The organism is Micromonospora tarensis, from assembly GCF_016803395.1.
GTDB classification, from domain to species: Bacteria; Actinomycetota; Actinomycetes; order Mycobacteriales; family Micromonosporaceae; genus Micromonospora; species Micromonospora tarensis.
In genome coordinates, this window is the sequence record NZ_JAEVHL010000020.1 from 1 (window position 1) to 17,911 (window position 17,911).

The window sequence follows — 17,911 nt, forward strand, 5'->3', positions numbered from 1 at the left end:
CCCTCATCGCCCTGGCCATGCTCAGCCTCGGCAGCCACCGGCCCCAACTCCCCAAACGATGACCACCAAACAACCCACAAACCCAGCAGAAGACCCATAAATATGCCTCTGAGGTATACCGCTCAACGGCACACATCGACGGTGCCGGCCAGCCAAGGCGACGCTGGCGCCCGGAGCGCCCCTCGCCGCGCCGCAACCCCGTCCTGGGTTGAGGGGTTCGGTGTTCACGGCGGTGATCCTAGGAAGCGCGGTAGGTCGCGTCCATCCCGTTGGTCGAGAGGGTCGGCCCCCTGATTCCCTCGTGATCCGCTCGTCAGGTCGCGCGCCGTAGCAGCTCGTGAATGTGCCTGACCACCTCGTCGGGGGTGAGTTCCATGGCGTTCGCGCCGACACTGACCTCGAACGAGCACCGGTCCGGATCCGGCGCGGACCGCACGCGGCCGAACAGCTCCACCCCGGTGGCGGCGAGCATGGCGTCGGCCGCCCGCATCGCGGCGTCCGGGCCGATGGGGAGGTGGACGTGGAACAGGGGCGTCTGCGGTGGATCCGGGAACGCGCGGGCGGCGCCGTCGGCGTTGATGGCCGCCGCGATCGCCACGGCATGCTCCCGGTGCGCCGGTAGCCGGGGCAGCACGGTGTCCAGGCCGTGCAGGGCGGCGAGCGCCAGCGGCCACGCGTCGTAGACGTCGCCACCGAGCCGACGACGCCACACCCGGGCCTCGGCGAGGACGTCGGCGTCCCCGGCGAGCACGGCGCCTCCGCTGCCCTGTAGCCCTTTGTATAGCGAGACGTACACGCTGTCGAACAGGGTGGTGATCTCGGCGAACGGCCTGCGGTAGTACGTCTGGGCCTCCCACAGGCGCGCCCCGTCGAGGTGGGTGGCGGCACCGCGACGGCGCATGGCCGCGGTCTGCGCGACGAGGTCGTCCCACTCCGGCAACAGGCCGCCGATGTCACGTTGGGGCAGCTCCCAGACCACGGCCGCGAGCGGCTCGCCGACGGTCGACAGGTCGGTCAGGGTCAGCAACCGGTGCCGGTCGCCGACCGGGTGGCAGCGCAACCCGTGCACGACGCTGTACCCCCGGTGCTCCCAGACCTCCAGATGGCTCTGTGGATGGGCGGCGAAGGTCTGGCGGCCACGTCGGTCGGCGTGGATCCGCAGTGCGACCTGCTGTGTCATCGTCCCGGACGGGAAGAACAGCGCCTCGTCAGTGCCGAGCAGTGCGGCCATGCGCCGCTCCAGGACAGCCACCGGTCCGTCCGGCCCGTGCGGTGGCGTGTCGGGATCGACCTGAGCCAGCATCGACCGCAGCATGTCGTGCGGCCGGCGGCGCAGGTCCGAGTGCAGGAAGAGGGAACGGTGCACGACCATCGCTGGAGCATCCAATCCGGCTGGGCCGAGCCCGCGGCGGCGGGGTATCCGGCCAGGCTTACCGGACAGGCAGCCTACCTTGTTGCAACATCTTGGCAATAGTGGGTGCGGGGCCGCGGAGCACGTACCCGCCTCAGCCGGTTCGCCGCGTACGGCTGTGGTCGCCGTCGGCCTGCCAGGCCGCGACGAGGTCCTCGCGGGCGCGGGCGACCCGGGAGCGGATCGTGCCGACGGGGCACTGGCAGACGTCCGCGGCCTCGGCGTAGGACAGGCCGAGCACCTGGGTGGCGACGAACGCCTCGCGGCGCTCCGGGGTCAGGCCGGCGATCAGGTGGCGCAGAGCCACGCCCTCGTCGGCGCCGACCGTGACCGCGCCCGCGCCCTCGGCCGCCTCCTGCCAGTCCGGCACCGATGCCGTCCTCGGCCGCGCCACCGCCGTCCGGACGTGATCCACCGCGACGCGTCGGGCGATCGTGAACACCCACGTCCGGGCCGACGAACGGCCGGCGAAGCCGGGCAGGTTACGAAATGCCCGCAGAAACGTCTCCTGGGTCAGGTCGTCGGCCTCGCCCGGCCCGGCCAGATGCGACAGGAAGCGCCAGACCTGATCCTGGAGTGCCCGGACGAGCGCGGTGGCGGCCTGACGGTCACCCCGGCCCGCCTCCCGCGCCCACCGGGTCACCTGGTCGTCGTCAACGACGCCGTTCCGCACAGACCACCGTCCTGTGTGCCACGGGCGCTCCCCTGCCGAGCCGCCATCGTCGGAACGCCGCCGGTCGGCCGCGCACTCTGGTGGTCGGCGGCCGGCCCGGAAAAGTTCCCGATGTTCCCGCCTTCGGTCGATTTCCGGCAGCTCGGTCCGTTCGGCCGCTCAGCGGCGGGTGCGGCGGCAGGGCGCGGTTACTGCCGCCCCACCGGGGCCGAGACGGGCAGGCCGAGGCCGTTGACGGCCGCCGCGACCAGGGCCTGCGGGGCGAGCGAGGCATCGAGTACGAGCACCGGCTCGTCCGGTTCGGGCGGTTCCAGCGTGGCGAGTTGTGACTCGAGCAGACTCGCCGGCATGTAGTGCCCCTCGCGCTCGGTGATCCGGGCCCGGATCACCTCCGGCTGCCCCGCCAGGTGCACGAAGTCCACCCGGGGGGCACCCTGCCGGAGCACGTCGCGATAGGACCGCTTCAACGCCGAGCAGGCCAGCACCGTCGACCGGCCCTGCGCCGCCCGTTCGGCCAGCCACCCGGCGATGTCGTGCAGCCAGGGCCAGCGGGTGGCGTCGTCCAACGGCACGCCGGAGCGCATCCGTGCGACGTTCTCCGGCGAGTGGAACTCGTCCGCCTCGACGAACGTCAGCCCGGTCGCCGCGCTGATCCCCCGCGCCACAGTGGTCTTGCCGACCCCGGAGACGCCCATCACCACGACGTGTCGGCTGCCCGGTTCACCAGTCATGAACCGTGCCGTCCTTGAGCCGGTTGAACGGCAGGTAGGCGGGCTCGTACGGGAACCGGGCCGCCGCCTCCTCGTCGAGCTCCACCCCGAGCCCCGGTTGGTCGCCCGGGTGCAGGTAGCCGTCGGTGAAGGTGAACGACTGCCGGAACACCTCGTTGGCCAGCGGGGTGTGCTTCATGTACTCCTGGATGCCGAAGTTGTGGATGGCCAGGTCCAGGTGCAGCGCCGCGGCCATGCCGACCGGCGAGATGTCGGTGGGGCCGTGGATGCCCGACTTGATCTGGTACTGGGCGGCGAAGTCGAGCAGCTTGCGCATGGCGGTGATACCGCCGGTGTGGGTGACCGCCGACCGGACGTAGTCGATCAGCTGCTCCCGGATCAGGGTCTGGTAGTCCCAGACCGTGTTGAAGACCTCGCCGATGGCCAGCGGGGTGGTGGTGTGTTGCCGGACCAGCCGCAGCGCCTCCTGGTTCTCGGCCGGGGTGCAGTCCTCCAGCCAGAACAGGTCGTACGGTTCGAGGGCCTTGCCGAGCTTGGCGGCCTGGATCGGGGTCATCCGGTGGTGACCGTCGTGCAGCAGCGGCAGCTCGGGGCCGAACTCGGCGCGGACCGCCTCGAAGACCGTGGGCAGGTGGCGCAGGTACGCCCGGGTGTCCCAGTCCTCCTCGGCGGGCAACGGGGTGCGCTGCGCCGGTTCGTAGTCGTAGCGCTGGCCGGTGGCGCTGGGCTGCGCGGCCACGCCGTAGACGGCGTTGATGCCCGGCACCGACGTCTGCACCCGGATCGACCGGAAGCCCTCGTCGAGGTGCCGGCGGATGGAGTCGAACAGCTCGGGGATGTCCCGCCCGGACGCGTGCCCGTACGCCATGATGCCGGTGCGCGACGCGCCGCCCAGCAGCTGGTACAGCGGCATGCCGGCGGCCTTGGCCAAGATGTCCCAGAGCGCGACGTCCACCGCGGCGATGGCCGCCATGGTGACCGGTCCACGCCTCCAGTACGCCGAGCGGTACAGGAACTGCCAGGTGTCCTCGATCCGGTGCGCGTCCCGACCCATCAGCAGTGGGGCGACGTGGTCGCGCAGGTACGAGGCGACGGAGAGTTCCCGGCCGTTGAGCGTGGCGTCGCCCAGACCGGTGAGGCCCTCGTCGGTGGTGATCTTGAGGGTGACGAAGTTCCGGTCCGGGCTGGACACGATGACGTCTGCTGCGACGATCTTCACGGGGTGCCTTTCGTTCTTGGCGGTCTGAGGGGTGGTCTCACCACTCCGCGTAGGAGCCGTCGGGATGCCGCCAGGTCGGGCTGCGCCAGGCGTGCCCGCGCTTGTCCGCTGTCCGCACCGCGTGTTCGTCGACCTCGATGCCGAGACCGGGCGCGGTCAGCCGCTGGACGTACCCGTCGACGAAGGTCAGCGGGGTCTGGTCGAGGCAGTAGTCGAGCACCTCGGCGCCCTGGTTGTAGTGGATGCCGATGCTCTGCTCCTGGATCAAAAAGTTCGGCGTGGCGAAGCCGACCTGGAGGCACGCGGCGAGGGCGATCGGCCCGAGCGGGCAGTGCGGGGCGAGCTGCACGTCGTACACCTCGGCCAGGGTGGCGATCTTGCGGACCTCGGTGATGCCGCCGGCGTGCGCGAGGTCCGGCTGGGCCACCGCGATGCCGGCCTGCAACACGGGCAGGAACTCCTGCCGGCCGTAGAGCCGCTCCCCGGTCGACACCGGAGTGGTGGTGCAGCGGACGACGTCGCCGATCAGGTGCGAGTTCTCCGGCACCACCGGCTCTTCCAGGAAGAACGGCCGGTACGGCTCCAGGAGCGGGGCGACCCGGCGGACGTTGGCGAGGGTGAACCGCCCGTGGAAGTCGACAGCGACGTCCCGGTCGTCGCCGAGGACCTCGCGGGCGACGGCCACCCGCCGCACCACAGCGTCGAGTTCGGCGACCGAGGCGAGCGCGCCCATCCGCCCGGAGGCGTTCATCTTCACCGCGGTCAGGCCCGCCTCGACCCGGGCGCTGATCTGGTCGCGGATCTCGGCGGGTTCGTCGCCGCCGACCCAGCCGTAGACCCGGATCCGGTCGCGGACCGGCCCGCCGAGCAGTTGGTGCACGGGGGCGCCGTAGTGCTTGCCGGCGATGTCCCAGAGCGCCTGGTCCAGGCCGGACACCGCGCTGGCCAGGATCGGGCCGCCCCGGTAGAAGGAGCCTTTGGTCAGCACCTGCCAGTGGTCCTCGATCCGCAGCGCGTCCCGACCCACCAGCACCTCGCTGAGCTGGTGGACGGCGGTACGTACCGTCTCGGACCGGCCCTCGCAGGTCGCCTCGCCCCAGCCGACGATGCCGGAGTCCGTCTCGATCCGGACGAAGAGCCAGCGCGGGGCGACCAGGAAGGTCTCCACCTTCGCGATTGTCGTCACGGCGCGGTCAGCCCTTCGTGGCGCCGGCGGTGAGGCCGGAGACGACGTACTTCTGCACGAACAGGGCGATCAGCATGATCGGCAGGGTGACCACCGTCGCCGCGGCCATCAGGCCGCCCCAGTCGATGCTGGCGTAGCCGACGAAGTCGAAGATCGCGACCGGGAGCGTCTTGGTGTCGGAGTCGGACAACACCAGGGCGAACATGAAGTTGTTCCAGGAGAAGATGAAGGAGAGGATGCCGGCGGTCGCGACGCCGGGCACCGACAGCGGGAGGGTGATCCGCCGAAACGCGCCGATGTGGGTCAGGCCGTCGACCAGCGCGGCCTCTTCCAGCTCGGTCGGCAGGCCGTCGAAGTAGCCCATCATGATGTAGACGATCAGTGGCAGCGACACGAACATGTGGCTCAGGATCAGCACGGTGAACCCGCCGACCAGCTTCAGGTTCGAGAAGACGTAGTACCAGGGCACCAGGAGCGAGACGCCGGGGATCACCCGGGCCATCAGCACGACGAGCGCGGACCGCTTCATGGTGAAGCGGCTCATCGAGTACGCGGCGGGCACCCCGAGCAGGAGCGAGAGCACGGTGGCCGCGAACGCCACCCAGAGGCTGTTGCCGATGAACTGGAGGTAGTCCGCCTGCTGGAGGACGGTCTCGTAGTTCTTCAGGCTGGGTGAGAAGACGAACGCCTTGGCGGTGTCGTAGATGTCCACGTTGGTCTTGAACGACGCGGTGATCATCCAGAGCAGCGGCGCCATCAGCGTGAACACCACGAGGACGAGCGCCGACGTGCGGAACACCCGGTACGGCTTGCTCGGCGTCATCGGCCCAGCCCCTTCTTGCGATAGGTCAGGGCCCACATCACCCCGATGATGATCAGGAAGAAGATGATGAGGACGGTCGACGAGACGCCGTAGTCGTTGTAGTCGAAGCTGAGGCCGTAGGCGTACACGTTCAGGGTCTCGACCTCGTGGAAGGACCCGCCGCCGCGCCCCTTGGTGGCGTAGAGGATGTCGAAGGTCTTCAGCGCGTCGATACCGCGCAGCAGGATGGCGACGATCACCGTGGGCATCAGCAGTGGCAGGGTGACGTGCCGGAACCGCTGCCAGGTGCTGGCGCCGTCGATCCGGGCCGCCTCCTGGGGCTCGTCGGAGAGCGAGGTGAGCCCGGCGAGCAGGATCAGCACGACCATCGGGGTCCACTGCCAGACGTCGATGAACATCGTGGTCGGCAGGGCCGAGTGCTGGCCGGCCAGCCAGGGTTGGGGGCCGACCCCGACCCAGCCGAGCAGCTGGTTCGCCATCCCGATGTTCGGGTCGAAGATCAGCCGCCACATCATGCCGACCGCCACCGGGGTGGCCACCAGCGGCAGCAGGATCGCGACGCGGACCCACTTCTCACCGCAGAACGGCCGCCAGAGCAGCAGGGCGATCGCCATGCCGAGCACGACCTCGAAGAACAACACCACGCCGGTGAAGAGGACGGTACGCCAGACCGCCGGCCAGAACCGGTCGGTGTCGGTGAGCACGTCGAGGTAGTTCTGGAATCCGATGAACTCGGACTCGGCGCGCACCGAACCCTCGGCGTCGGTCAGGCTCAGATACCCGGTCCACGCCACCGGAAAGACGATCAGCACGGCGACGAAGGTCATGGCGGGTGCCGCGAAGAGCCACTTGCGGTGCTTGTTGGCCCAACGCGACCAGGCCGAGTCCTGCTGGGGCGCCGCGGGTGCCGCCGGCGCGTCGGTGCGGGGGGTGGTGACGGCTGACATGGAGATCTCCGGGTTCGGGGGCCAGGTCCCGACGGGGCGGCGGAGCCGGTCGGCTCCGCCGCCCGACGGTCAGGGTTACTTCGCCTCGTCGTCGAGGAACTTCTGGAACGCCTCGTTGGCGGTGTCCGCCGAGGCGGCGGCGTCCTTGCCGGTGATCGCGTCGACGATCGGCTGGCCGACGATCTCCCGCGCCTGGGCCACCTTGACCACCAGGGGTCGGTCGTGGCCGACGCCGTTGGCGGTGCTGACCGTGTTGGCCTCGACCAGGTCCTTCGGGTAGGAAGCGGTGGCCGCCGGGTTCGCCCAGACCGAGGCGCGGGCGCCGGGAACGCCGGCGGTCTGCTGGGCCAGCGCCTGCTCCTTGCCGGCCGCCCACTGGACGAACTTCCAGGCGTTGTCCTTGTTCTCCGAGTTGTCGTTCACGCCGAGCGCCCAGGAGGGGATGTTGTAGGGCTTCGAACCGGCCGGGCCGGCCGGGAAGGGGGCGAAGCCGACGGTCTCGACGACCTTGGACTTGGTCGGGTCGGTGGCGTTCTTGTAGAGCGAGTTGGCCTCGGTGTAGAAGGCGGCCTTGCCCTGCGTGAAGATCGCCATCGCCTCGGACCAGCTCATGTCGGTGCTGATGTTCTCCGGTCCGTGGTCCCGCAGCAGCCCGCCGTAGTAGGCGTACGCCTGCTTGGCCTGCTCGGTGTTGACGGTCGCCTTCCCGCTGCCGTCGACGAAGTCGCCGCCGAAGCTGAACAGGAAGCTGGAGAACTGGGTGACGGCGGCGGCCTTGCCGGTGCGGGCGACGAAGCCGGCGACGCCGGGGTTGTCGGCCTCGACCTTCGCCGCCTGCGCCTTGAGCTCGTCCAGGGTCTTGGGCGGCGCGGTGAAGCCGGACTTCGTCAGCAGGTCCTTGCGGTAGTAGAGGACCTCCTGCTCGGTGATGATCGGCACCCCGACGACCTTGTCCTCGTAGGTCGTCGCCTGCACCGGACCGGCCTGGAAGTCACCGAACTCGAAGGCGCTGTCCGACTTGGTCTTCTCGGTGAGGTCGGCCAGGTACTTGTTCTTGCCGAACTGCTTGCCCTCCTGCAACGGCCGGTACATCATCACGTCGAGGTCGCTGGCCCCGGCGTTGAGCTTGACGTTGTACTGGTCGGAGAGCTGGTCCTCGCCGAGCTGGGTGACCTCGACAGTGAGCCCGGACTGCTTCTCGAACTCCGGCAGGGCCTTCTTGATGTTCTCCGTCCAGACGTGGTTCACCAGCGTCACGCGAAGGGTCTTCGAGCCTTCGCCGCCGTCGCCACCACCGCAGGCAGCCAGGCTCATGGCGGCCACCACAGCCAGAGAAGTGCCGATTATCGGTCGACGTCGCACGCTTGTCTCTCCTTCTGTCGTGGTCGCCGCCCCCGCAGGAGGCCACTACCTCGGTGTTACATCCGCTTAACATCGGGATGCTAGGCCGACAAACCTGAGTATTTCAAGGGCTCGATCTGATTGATACGATCTTTTGGTGGAACCGTCCTCAGCAGAGGTTGCAACCGCCCGGACCGCCCCCGTCGAGGCCGGGCTGCACGCCCGCGTCCTCGACAGCCTCGGCACCGCCATCTGCGGCGGCGAGCTGACGTCCGGGTCGGTCCTCAACATCGACGACCTGGTCGACCGGTACGCGGTGTCCCGCTCGGTCATCCGCGAGGTGCTGCGGGTGCTGTCCTCGATGGGGTTTATCGAGGCGCGCCGTCGGGTGGGGGTGATGATCCGGCCGGCGAGCGCGTGGAACGTCTTCGACCCGCAGGTGATCCGCTGGCGACTGGCGTCGTCCGGTCGGATGGCCCAGCTGCGGTCGATCACCGAGCTCCGCACCGCTGTCGAGCCGCACGCGGCCCTGCTGGCCGCCGAACGGATCGGCCCCGACGAGGCGAGCGATCTCGTCGGGCTGGCGGCGAAGATGTGGGCCGCCGGCGAGGCCGGTGACGAGGAGCGCTTCCTGCACCTCGACATCGAGTTCCACCGGCGGGTCCTGGTCGCCTCCGGCAACGAGATGTTCGTGCAGCTCCAGGAGCTGGTCGCGGAGGTGCTCACCGGCCGGCACAAGCACCACCTCATGCCGCACCACCCGCACCGGCAGGCCCTCCAGATGCACGCGGATGTCGCCCAGGCGATCCAGCGGCGCGACGGTGAGCGCGCCCGGCAGGCGATGGTGCAGCTGATGGCGCAGGCGTTCGGCGAGATGAAATCACTCTGGGCCCAGACCGGCGAAACCGACCGCCACCATGCTCCATGACCACGGCGGCGCTTGATCGACTCGGCTTCCAGGAAACCGGGCCATCAAAGCGCCTCCGAGGCCCCGACTTCCAGGAAGCCGAGTCGATAACCCGCGTTCACACCAGCCCAAGGCCGATCGCGAGTTCGGTGATCGTCGCGGAGGCGTCCGGCGCGCGGGCGACCTGGCCGACCACCTCCCGTACCGCCGGACGGTGCCGGACCTCGGCGGGCGCGGCGCGGTCGGCCTGCGTGAGCAACCGGGCGGCACTGCCCGCGTCGCCCACCTGGAGGTACGCGCGGGCCGCGTCAACCAGATGCGCAGCGCGATGCTCGAGGGGCAACCACCGCCACCCGTCCCGCCTGACCGCCGCCTCGTGCCGTGCGACAGCCGCCGCCCCCTCCCCCACGTCGACAGCGGCGGCGACCCGCGCCAACTCCACGGCGGTCGGCCCGAACGCGGTCCAATGGTGGTCGTGCCCGTCACCAATCCGGGCGGCCATCTCGGTGGCTTCGTCCAGCAGGTCACCGGCCGCACGGTCGTCACCGGACGCGGCGGCGACCAGCGCGGCCTGCACCAGCAGCGCTCCGCACAGCGCCACCTCGGAGGGTGGCCCCTCGGCAGGGTCGGGTGGCGCGATCCGGTAGGCGGCGGCCAGCAGCACCGACCGCGTCCCTGCCGACGCACGGAGAGCCTGACCGAGCTGCACCGCCGCACACGCCAGCAACACCCGGTCACCGGCCGCGGCCGACATCGCCCGGTCGGCGGCCAGCCAAGCAAGGCTCGCCTCGCCCAGCTTGACCAGCACGGCTGCCGTCACCCGGTACGTCTCCACCACCAGCGCCCGAGCCAGCGCCGGGTCGTGGGACTGCGCGCGGCGCACCTCGCCCAACAACCCCGGCAACAGCTCGACCAACCGCGGGTGCCGGGCGTGCTGGTAGGTGGTCCACGCGTGCCCGATCTCCCGGCCCAACCGATCCGGCGACAGCACCGGCCGCCGGCCCGCCGGGCGACCAGGTGCCATGTCGTACGCCGACAACGCCGACCGGATACGGGCCACGCCCTCAGCGCACTCGGCCGACGCGGCGGGCTGAGCATCGCGCCCGAGCAGCGTCGAGGCGTCGACCCGCAGCACCGCGACGATGTCCCGGATGGTCGACACCCGCTCCAACGACCGCACGCCGCGCTCGACCTTGTCCACCCAGCTCTTCGACTTACCCAGCCGATCGGCGAACGACTGCTGCGACAGCTTCCGGCGCACCCGCAGGTAGGCGACCCGCCGACCGATCGGCACGTCACCGCTCACCACGCCACCGCCGATCCGGCAGCGCCCGAGTCGTCTCCTCAGCCGGTATCCGCTCCGCCTCGGCCTGCTCCAGAATCCGCTGCTTCGCGGTCTCCCGCTCCGCCGCCTCCACCTGCTCGGCCCGGTTCTCGCCATGACCGCGCTCCACGCTGCCCACGTACGACCCCTTAGTGCAAAGGGCACTGCGGTGTGCTCGGAAAGTCGCCACCGTCGCGCCGGCCAGAGGCGCGACAAACGGCAGGTCAAGAAAAGTACGAACAGGCAGTCGCGCCGTAATCAGGACGCTACGGAACGCACACTCACCGGCTGGAACGCTTACGCACCACTACTGCGTCGCGAGGCTCATTCGCTCGCAGAGCCCTCGCAACTCCGGCGACGTCGCTCCCTTGCGCAGGATCGCCCGTGCCGTCTCGCGGGCCGACACCGACGAACGCGCGTGCTGCGGGCCGACCCGTTCTGCGGCGAGCAGCATCCGTACCGCATCGCGGTCCCGACCGACCGCCTCAGCGGCACGGCCCATGTCGAGCCAGAAATACACCTGCCGCACCGCTGGTAGTCCCGTCAGGTCCACACCTGCCGCCGCTGTCATCGCCGCTTCGGGACGGCCGGTGTCGATCAAGAACGCCATCAGCCACAGCGCCACGTTCCGTGGCCCCCAGGCGAGATCCCACCTCTCGGTCTCCCCGGTGTGGGCAGCGATCCGAGTCGCCTCGTCAAGATGGTCCTCGGCGCCTGCCTGGTCACGCAGCCCGGCGAGGTGAAGCGCCCGCGCGAGATGCAGAAACCCCAGCACGTCCATCGCGCCGGCCTGCCCACTGCCGGTAAGGTCAGCGCTCGCCGCGTCGCACAGGTCCCGCGCAGGACCATACGCCCCGGAGTAGGCGGACACCCGCGCCCGATTGGCTGCCGCAACCCCGATCGCCACGGGATCGTCGAGCAACCCGGCCGCCTCGGCACAGCGCTCCGCAGCCAGCCAGGCATGCGCCGGGAAGCTGACGTTCAGCAACGACCCCATGGCCACGCCGTACACGGCGACCATTTCCGTCAGCGCGGTCTTCCGATCGGTCAGGCTGTGCATCGCCGGCACCAGGTCGGCGAGCCGCCGCAACGCACCCGCGTAGTCGCACCGTCCGTACAGGCCACGCACGAGCGTTGCCTCGCGATGCACCTGCTCTGCGGTCGCCGAGGCAGCAGAACGGCCCGCCATCGGCGTGTCCATCATGACTCGCCATACCCGCTCGGCATCGATGCGAGCAGCGTCAAGTTGCCGGTCAGCTGGCGTGTACGCCTGCCCGGTCAGGTCGACCACCGAACACTCGAGGGCGGCAGCCAGATCCACCACCATGTACCGATCGGTACGCTGCTGACCACGCTCGATGCGGGACCAGGACGTGTGCGAGATCCCAGCTCGGCTCGCCGCGTACCGCACACTCCAGCCACGCAGCTCCCGCCGCGCACGAATACGATCACCGATCGACGGGTCAGCAGGTATGGGCCGGCGAGGCATCAGCGGCGCTCCTCGGTGACGTGAGCTTCTGCCGACCATCGCGGCAGGCTGCCACTATCGGACGGTACACCGATCGACAGCGACAGCACCGCCACGGACGCGATCATCCGTTCACGGGGCGTGTCCAACTCCCGAGAGTCGAACCTGGAGAACGACATGGCGTTAACCAAGAAGGGCTCACGGCTCATCACGGTCGACGGTGTCGTCTATCGCTGGCGGGTGCGCGGGAGGCCGACCTATGCCCAAGCGCTCTGCCAGCAACCACTTACCCTCGCCGTCGAGCGCGCTGACTGCAAGGGCAGCATGCTGCTGGTCAGCATGCCCCAGGATCACCCGAGCAACTGGTTGGGCGGTCCGGCGGTCCCCGCCCTCCCGTCGACGGTCGCGGCAGTCGTCCGAAAGGCCCTGGCTGACGGGTGGCGGTCTGACCGAACGGCGGCGGCCTTCCACGTAACCGCCACCCCTGACTCCTGAACGTCTTTCACAGACCGACCGGACCGAAGGGTACGGGTGGCGGCGGCGCCGACCGGGTGAGCGTGTAGGTGCACTTCTTGGCGAGCCTGAGCGTCGCCCCGTGGCCGGTGTTCGCCCGGACGATCGCCGCGACCAGTTCGTCGGCGCTACAGGGCACGTCCCTGGCGTCGTCGCCGCCGTCCCACTGGTCGCCCTTGTCGTGCTCCTTGGCGTCCTTGCCGTCCGAGCGCTCCTTGCCGTCCGAGCGCTCTTTGCCCTCCGAGCGCTCTTTGCCCTCCGAGCGTCGCCCGGCGTCGTCGTCGCCGGACAAGCGGCTGCCGCCGGCCAGGACACGCTCTCCGGCGGTCAGCAGGCCACCGTCGCGCACCGCTTCTGGCGCGCCGACGGCCGCCAGGCCAGCCACCCCGGTCAGCCCTGCCACTCCGGCGACTACCCAGCGAGCCCGCCGCCTCTTCGGGGGCGTGCTCGGTGGGCCGCCACGTCATCCACGTTCGGGTGTCGATGGTTGGACCTCGCTCTTCTCCGTACCCCATGTCCCTGCACGTCACAATCAGTGCAGAAAGCGACAAATCGGTTACCGCGCCCAGGGGGAAACGTAGTCGAGCAGTGCTCGCGTTAAGGGTTCTTATGCGAAGAAGTCCTACATTGGTTGTGAGATCCCCAGCGCGCCCGTTCAGCAGCAGCGTGGGCCGGGCTCACCCTCCTGCGCGCCCGGTTCGCCGCAGCGGCACTCCTCGGCGCTCGCCTTGGTGAGGGTGTCGGCGTCGGCCTTGACGGTGTAGACCTCCCAGGGCTCGTTGCCGGGCCCGCGCACCCAGACCTTGTCCTGGAGGGCGTAGCAACACTCGGTGTCGCTCTCCTCCAACGTGATCAGGCCAGCCTCAGTGAGGCGCTTGGTGGCGGCGCTGACGTCGTCGGTGGAGAAGACCTCCACGCCCAGGTGGTCCATGACGGTGGGCTGGTCGGCAGCGCCCTCGAGAAGGACGAGCTTCAGCGGCGGGTTCTCCACGGCGAAGTTGGCGTAGCCGGGACGACGCTTGGCCGCTCGACGCCGAACAGGTTCGAGTAGAAGGCGATCGAGCCGTCGAGGTCGGAGACGCGCAGGGCGAGCTGGACGCGGGACATGAAGTGCCTCCTGTCGGAGCGACAGGGCGGGTCGACGAGCACACCGTCCCTGTCTAGATGGATTTCGAATCAGCCCCACTGTTGCAGGCTGTTTCGACGTCTGTCAAGGTAGAGAAATGTCGAAACAAGAGCTGCCGGTGGTGGATCTTCGGGAGGCGGCCTGCTGCGCGCCACTGTCGGTCCGCCCGATGGACGCCGGGCAGGCGGCGATTGTCGCGCCGATGTTCAAGGCCCTCGGCGATCCGGTCCGGCTGCGACTGATGTCGATGATCGCCTCGGTGCCGGAGATGTGCGTCTGCGACCTGACTCCCGCATTCGACCTGTCCGGGCCGACCATCTCGCACCATCTCAGGGTGCTGCGGGAGGCGGCCTCGTCGACTCCGAACGTCGGGGCACGTGGGTGTGGTACCAGGTCAGCCCCGAGGCGTTCCGCCAGCTCAGCGCGCTGCTCGACCTGCCCGCCACGGCCAGGCCGGCCGGCGCGTGAGGCTCAGTCTCGTTCGGCGCACCTCGGCCGAGTTCGTCGGCACGGCGCTGCTCGTCACCGCCGTGGTCGGATCCGGTATCGCGGCGGCTCGACTGTCACCCGGTGACGTCGGACTCCAGCTGCTGGAAAACGCGATCGCCACCGCGTTCGCGCTGGGTGCGCTGATCCTGATATTCGGGCCGGTATCCGGTGCCCACCTCAATCCCGTCGTGTCCGCCGTCGACTGGTGGCTCGGCCGGCGCAGCGGAACGGGCCTGACCGGTCCGAACCTCGCCGCCTACGGCGCCGCACAGGCAACCGGCGCGATCGCCGGGGCCGTGCTGGCGAATCTCATGTTCGACCTGCCGGCGACCACCTGGTCGCAGACCGACCGCACAGGAGCAAACCTGTGGCTGGCCGAGGTCGTCGCCACCGCCGGTCTTGTCGTCCTGGTCTTCGCCCTCGCCCGCACCGGGCGGACCACGACCGCACCTGCTGCCGTGGGCGCCTACATCGGCGCGGCCTACTGGTTCACGTCGTCCACCTCGTTCGCCAACCCCGCCGTCACCGTCGGCCGAACCGTCAGCGACACCTTCGCCGGCATCGCGCCCACCTCGGTGCCCGGCTTCGTGATCGCCCAACTCGTCGGCGGACTGCTCGCCGTCGCCGCGCTGGCCGCCTGGTATCCCGACGCCGGGCGCGCTGCTGATGCCGTACTCATGCCCCCGCTAGCACAGGAATCCGAAACGCCATGAGCGACAAGCCTTCAGTACTTTTCTTCTGCGTCCACAACGCCGGCCGCTCCCAGATGGCCGCCGGCTGGCTGCGGCACCTGGCGGGCGACACCGTCGACGTCCGCTCCGCGGGCAGCGAACCCGCCGACCGCCTCAACCCCGTCGCCGTCGACGCCATGCGGGAGGTCGGCATCGACATCACCGGTCAGACTCCCGTACGCCTCAGCTGGGACACGGCCGAAGCGAGCGACGTCATCGTCACCATGGGCTGTGGCGACACCTGTCCCGTCTTCCCCGGCAAACGCTACGAGGACTGGCCCCTCACCGACCCGGCCGGGCAACCCATCGACGTCGTCCGCCAGATCCGCGACGACATTCGGGCCCGGGTCGAGGAGATCCTCGCCGGCCTGACTGGGCAGCGACCCGCCTAGGCATCATCGACATGCGACGAGTGGTGACTCGTCTACGTCATCAGGTCCACAGGGATCTCCTGCGAATACTCACTGCCGCCCCGGCCTCGGGCGACAACGGCAGCGACCCGAGCAGGGCCGCTGCCGCGTCGTCAAGAACTTGAGTACGCCTCAGCGCACCACGCCGACGCCGGTGAAGGACCGGTCGTACTCGGTGAACGACTGGTTGGTGTACGGCGCGTAGATCCAGGTTCGCAGCGAGTTGGCCGCGGTGTCGACCTCGACGAGGCGTACCGGATTGGTGGTGTTCGAGTGGAACGTCTGGAGGAATGAATAGATCTTGTTGCCGTTGACCCCGGTGTCGACCCGGTTGGCGGCGACGCCGACGTGCCCGGAAAAGACGAACCGGATGTTGGCGTACTGCTTGATCAGGTTGTCGAAGAGGTACTGCGGGCTGGTCGCGCCGTAGGACGCGCTCTGCTCGATGGCGCCGTTCCCGTCGATGTAGTCGTGGGTGACGACGATGACGTTGTGCCGGGGGTTCGCGGCGACGACGTTCTTGGCCCAGTTCACGGCCTCGACCCGAGGCCAGAGTTCCACTGTCAGCACCAGCCACTGCGCGCCGCCGGCCGCAAAGGTCGAGTACGAGTTGTCGACCTTGCCGGCCTCAAACTGCCCCTTGACCGCCCGGTACTGGCCGGCGGTGAAGTACTGGTTGAAGACGGTGGTGTCGCGGACGAGTTCCCGGGTGTGGGCGGGGTCGCGGGCCGAGCCGCCGACGCCGGTGGCCTGGGTGTCGTGGTTACCGATCGCCAGCGAGTACGGGATGGCGGCGGTCTCGATCGGCCGCATCGCGTCCCGGGCGATCACGTACTGCGAATGGTCGGGCGTGTCCCAGTTGACCACGTCACCGGAGTGCGTCACGAAGCGCAGGTCCAGCGCGGAGCGGTTCTGCACCAGCCAGTTGGTGCGGTTGCGGAACCGGGTGTCGCCGCTGTTCAGCACCTCCTGCTGGGTGTCCGGCAGGACGGCGAAGCTGAACTTCGTGTCGGTGGCACCTGCGGTCTCCATCCGCGCGTACGCGATGTGGACGTTGCGGTCGCAGGCGTCGGTCCGGAAGTCGTTGACGAGTTGGACCCGCACCGTGTGCTGCCCGGCGTCGACCGCCGCGCCCACCGGGTAGGTGCCGTAGCTGGTCGCGCTGACGATTGTGGTCTGGCCGACGCTGACACCGTCGACAGTCACCCGGACTGTCGGCCAGCCCTCGCAGTAGTCACCGATGGCCCCGATCAGCACCCGCCCGGAGCCGGTGCTGGTGGTGGTGGCGTAGCTGGAGTTGCCCCACAGCGAGGCGTGCGTGCCGGACGCGGGAACCGGGGTGCCGGTCGCCGTGCGGATCGCGCCCTCCACGACGGTGAACGGCGAGGGCTCGGCGGCGTTCGCCGTAGCGCCGGTGAACACTCCCCCGGCCACGGCGACCACAGTCGCCGCGACCGTCGCCACGAGCCTGGACCTGGATCTGCTGATACGCACGCTGGGGCCTCCCCTGCCGACTGATGCCCGAGAGCTGGGCATCAGCAGCCTAGAGAGAATCCGGACGACATATGTGAATACGTCGAGACCAACCCGCGTATCCCAGTTGTACGTCCCGTGCCGCACACGGTCCCCTGGCAAAACCTGCTGAACACATGATCGGCGGGGACGCTGGATCGGGGCGACCGTCGCTGGCGAGACGGCGCTAGCGACCGCTGGATCGTCGACCCTGGCCGGCGGCGGAGGGTCGGTGACCGATGCGGGGGGCCCGCACGGCTGACGCGGTGCCAGCGCCCGGCCGGAAGTCCCGGGCGGCGGTGGCCACCACCTCGTCGGGATCGCCGGTGAGTTTCTGCCGGATGTGCGGCGGGACGACCTCGGAGGTGGCCATCGCCAGTCGGACCTGCACCGAGCGGTCGTCGACCAGGCGGTCCAGGTCCGCCTCGTCCAACTCGACCACGCGGACCAGCGCGGCCCGGACGTCGACCACCGGGTCCGCGGCGAGCGCGCTGCGCTGGGCCGCAGTGGTCCGCGGATTGCGGGCGAGCCCCTTGCGTACGCGGGCGGTGCGATCGGCCAGCAGGGCGGTGATCACGTCGGGGTCGTGGGTGTGGGTGGCGAGTCGTTCCCGCACCTCGGGTGAGGCGTCGTCGGTCAGCTTGGCGGCCAGCTCGGGCTCCAGCTGCCGACTCTCGGCGAGGAGGCCGCGCAGCTCCTTGTCCGACGCCTCCGACATCACCCGCCGAATCGACTCGTCACAGGCCGGGTTGCCGGCCACCGCCCAGCGCACCCACCGGTCGGCGTCCTTGACCAGACGCATGAGGTTGGCGAGCGAGGCGGAGGGGTTTCTCGCCACCGCCTCCCGGACCTGACGATCATGGTCCCTGGTCAGCGGTCGCAGGGCCTGCGCGGGTGCGTCGGGCCGAGCGGCTACCGTCTTGCGGACCACGGCCGACGGGTCGGAGGCCAGGTCGATCAGGGTCATCTGTGGCGTGCCGGGGTCCTGAGCGAGGGCGAGCCGAGCGTCAGCGCTGCCACCGATCGGACGGTGGTCGGTGGTACCGGTCTCGCTGTGCCGGTCGGCCTGGCCGACGTCCTGCTGTTTCCCCATCGCGCAA

General features: G+C 69.7%; 19 protein-coding genes and 1 pseudogene. 4 read left to right on the forward strand and 16 right to left on the reverse strand.

Going from position 1 to position 17,911, the window contains the following annotated elements; genetic code table 11:
* Window positions 1-313: 313 nt before the first annotated feature.
* The 8 genes from JM949_RS07185 to JM949_RS07220 all read right to left on the reverse strand — a co-directional run bounded on the left by JM949_RS07185 (window position 314) and on the right by JM949_RS07220 (window position 8,304).
* The gene (locus tag JM949_RS07185; protein ID WP_203147654.1) at window positions 314-1,372 is read right to left on the reverse strand and encodes a threonine aldolase family protein; all 1,059 of its coding nucleotides are present in this window, start codon (window positions 1,370-1,372) and stop codon (window positions 314-316) included.
* A 133-nt stretch (window positions 1,373-1,505) separates the two neighbouring features.
* Window positions 1,506-2,084 carry a sigma-70 family RNA polymerase sigma factor gene (locus JM949_RS07190; RefSeq protein WP_203147655.1) on the reverse strand — a complete coding sequence of 193 codons (579 nt, stop codon included), beginning with the start codon at window positions 2,082-2,084 and terminating at the stop codon, window positions 1,506-1,508.
* Window positions 2,085-2,272: 188 nt separating this feature from the next.
* Window positions 2,273-2,815, reverse strand: coding sequence for a gluconokinase (locus tag JM949_RS07195; RefSeq protein WP_203147656.1), 543 nt, complete (start codon window positions 2,813-2,815; stop codon window positions 2,273-2,275).
* Window positions 2,805-4,034: a D-mannonate dehydratase ManD gene (gene manD / locus JM949_RS07200; protein ID WP_203147657.1), complete on the reverse strand. Its 1,230-nt coding sequence runs from the start codon at window positions 4,032-4,034 to the stop codon at window positions 2,805-2,807. The genes JM949_RS07195 and manD overlap by 11 nt, the downstream gene beginning before the upstream one ends.
* A gap of 37 nt (window positions 4,035-4,071) precedes the next feature.
* Window positions 4,072-5,220, reverse strand: a complete 1,149-nt coding sequence (gene dgoD / locus JM949_RS07205) for a galactonate dehydratase (RefSeq protein ID WP_203147658.1) — start codon at window positions 5,218-5,220, stop codon at window positions 4,072-4,074.
* Between the two features lie 7 nt (window positions 5,221-5,227).
* On the reverse strand, window positions 5,228-6,043 hold the full coding sequence (locus JM949_RS07210) for a carbohydrate ABC transporter permease (protein ID WP_203147659.1): 816 nt from the start codon (window positions 6,041-6,043) through the stop codon (window positions 5,228-5,230).
* Window positions 6,040-6,990 (reverse strand): carbohydrate ABC transporter permease, encoded by a 951-nt coding sequence (locus tag JM949_RS07215; RefSeq protein WP_203147660.1) that lies wholly within the window; start codon window positions 6,988-6,990, stop codon window positions 6,040-6,042. Before JM949_RS07215 ends, JM949_RS07210 begins: the two co-directional genes overlap by 4 nt.
* Before the next feature lie 75 nt (window positions 6,991-7,065).
* Window positions 7,066-8,304: an ABC transporter substrate-binding protein gene (locus JM949_RS07220; protein ID WP_238432733.1), complete on the reverse strand. Its 1,239-nt coding sequence runs from the start codon at window positions 8,302-8,304 to the stop codon at window positions 7,066-7,068.
* Between the two features lie 184 nt (window positions 8,305-8,488).
* On the opposite strand from JM949_RS07220, the gene JM949_RS07225 reads away from it, so the two are divergent.
* Window positions 8,489-9,259, forward strand: a complete 771-nt coding sequence (locus tag JM949_RS07225) for a FadR/GntR family transcriptional regulator (protein WP_309232043.1) — start codon at window positions 8,489-8,491, stop codon at window positions 9,257-9,259.
* Between the two features lie 97 nt (window positions 9,260-9,356).
* On the opposite strand, the gene JM949_RS07230 is transcribed toward JM949_RS07225, so the two are convergent.
* The 6 genes and pseudogenes from JM949_RS07230 to JM949_RS07250 form a co-directional block, all read right to left on the reverse strand.
* Window positions 9,357-10,544, reverse strand: a complete 1,188-nt coding sequence (locus JM949_RS07230; protein WP_309232044.1) for a helix-turn-helix domain-containing protein — start codon at window positions 10,542-10,544, stop codon at window positions 9,357-9,359.
* Window positions 10,534-10,701, reverse strand: coding sequence for a hypothetical protein (locus JM949_RS36625; protein ID WP_238432747.1), 168 nt, complete (start codon window positions 10,699-10,701; stop codon window positions 10,534-10,536). Before JM949_RS36625 ends, JM949_RS07230 begins: the two co-directional genes overlap by 11 nt.
* Before the next feature lie 168 nt (window positions 10,702-10,869).
* Window positions 10,870-12,018, reverse strand: a complete 1,149-nt coding sequence (locus JM949_RS07235; RefSeq protein WP_309232048.1) for a helix-turn-helix domain-containing protein — start codon at window positions 12,016-12,018, stop codon at window positions 10,870-10,872.
* Window positions 12,019-12,050: 32 nt separating this feature from the next.
* Complete coding sequence (locus JM949_RS07240; protein ID WP_203147664.1) at window positions 12,051-12,239, reverse strand: hypothetical protein; 189 nt, start codon at window positions 12,237-12,239, stop codon at window positions 12,051-12,053.
* 293 nt (window positions 12,240-12,532) lie between these two features.
* A complete protein-coding gene (locus JM949_RS07245) occupies window positions 12,533-12,946 on the reverse strand; it encodes a hypothetical protein (RefSeq protein WP_203147665.1) in 414 nt (137 codons plus the stop codon).
* 252 nt (window positions 12,947-13,198) lie between these two features.
* Window positions 13,199-13,650 (reverse strand): annotated as a pseudogene (locus JM949_RS07250) (ArsI/CadI family heavy metal resistance metalloenzyme).
* A 266-nt stretch (window positions 13,651-13,916) separates the two neighbouring features.
* Here JM949_RS07250 and JM949_RS39020 point away from each other — a divergent pair.
* The 3 genes from JM949_RS39020 to JM949_RS07265 are packed head-to-tail and all read left to right on the forward strand — an operon-like array spanning window position 13,917 to window position 15,281.
* Window positions 13,917-14,243, forward strand: a complete 327-nt coding sequence (locus JM949_RS39020; protein WP_309232049.1) for an ArsR family transcriptional regulator — start codon at window positions 13,917-13,919, stop codon at window positions 14,241-14,243.
* Window positions 14,134-14,871 carry an aquaporin gene (locus JM949_RS07260; RefSeq protein WP_203147666.1) on the forward strand — a complete coding sequence of 246 codons (738 nt, stop codon included), beginning with the start codon at window positions 14,134-14,136 and terminating at the stop codon, window positions 14,869-14,871. The genes JM949_RS39020 and JM949_RS07260 overlap by 110 nt, the downstream gene beginning before the upstream one ends.
* Window positions 14,868-15,281 carry an arsenate reductase ArsC gene (locus JM949_RS07265; protein ID WP_203147667.1) on the forward strand — a complete coding sequence of 138 codons (414 nt, stop codon included), beginning with the start codon at window positions 14,868-14,870 and terminating at the stop codon, window positions 15,279-15,281. The genes JM949_RS07260 and JM949_RS07265 overlap by 4 nt, the downstream gene beginning before the upstream one ends.
* Window positions 15,282-15,431: 150 nt before the next feature.
* Here the strand turns inward: JM949_RS07265 and JM949_RS07270 are convergent, their stop codons facing one another.
* The gene (locus JM949_RS07270; protein ID WP_309232045.1) at window positions 15,432-16,763 is read right to left on the reverse strand and encodes a carbohydrate-binding domain-containing protein; all 1,332 of its coding nucleotides are present in this window, start codon (window positions 16,761-16,763) and stop codon (window positions 15,432-15,434) included.
* 235 nt (window positions 16,764-16,998) lie between these two features.
* Entirely contained in the window at window positions 16,999-17,904 is a 906-nt protein-coding gene (locus JM949_RS07275; RefSeq protein ID WP_203147669.1) for a hypothetical protein, read from the reverse strand.
* Window positions 17,905-17,911: the final 7 nt, after the last annotated feature.

What these genes read in the sequence shown, in the direction of transcription:
- JM949_RS07215 (WP_203147660.1), bottom strand. Translation starts at nt 6,990, where the DNA reads ATGTCAGCCGTCACCACCCCCCGCACCGACGCGCCGGCGGCACCCGCG.
- JM949_RS07210 (WP_203147659.1), bottom strand. Translation starts at nt 6,043, where the DNA reads ATGACGCCGAGCAAGCCGTACCGGGTGTTCCGCACGTCGGCGCTCGTC.
- JM949_RS39020 (WP_309232049.1), top strand. Translation starts at nt 13,917, where the DNA reads ATGATCGCCTCGGTGCCGGAGATGTGCGTCTGCGACCTGACTCCCGCA.
- JM949_RS07265 (WP_203147667.1), top strand. Translation starts at nt 14,868, where the DNA reads ATGAGCGACAAGCCTTCAGTACTTTTCTTCTGCGTCCACAACGCCGGC.
- JM949_RS07240 (WP_203147664.1), bottom strand. Translation starts at nt 12,239, where the DNA reads ATGAGCCGTGAGCCCTTCTTGGTTAACGCCATGTCGTTCTCCAGGTTC.
- JM949_RS07195 (WP_203147656.1), bottom strand. Translation starts at nt 2,815, where the DNA reads ATGACTGGTGAACCGGGCAGCCGACACGTCGTGGTGATGGGCGTCTCC.
- JM949_RS07185 (WP_203147654.1), bottom strand. Translation starts at nt 1,372, where the DNA reads ATGGTCGTGCACCGTTCCCTCTTCCTGCACTCGGACCTGCGCCGCCGG.
- JM949_RS07275 (WP_203147669.1), bottom strand. Translation starts at nt 17,904, where the DNA reads ATGGGGAAACAGCAGGACGTCGGCCAGGCCGACCGGCACAGCGAGACC.
- JM949_RS07220 (WP_238432733.1), bottom strand. Translation starts at nt 8,304, where the DNA reads ATGAGCCTGGCTGCCTGCGGTGGTGGCGACGGCGGCGAAGGCTCGAAG.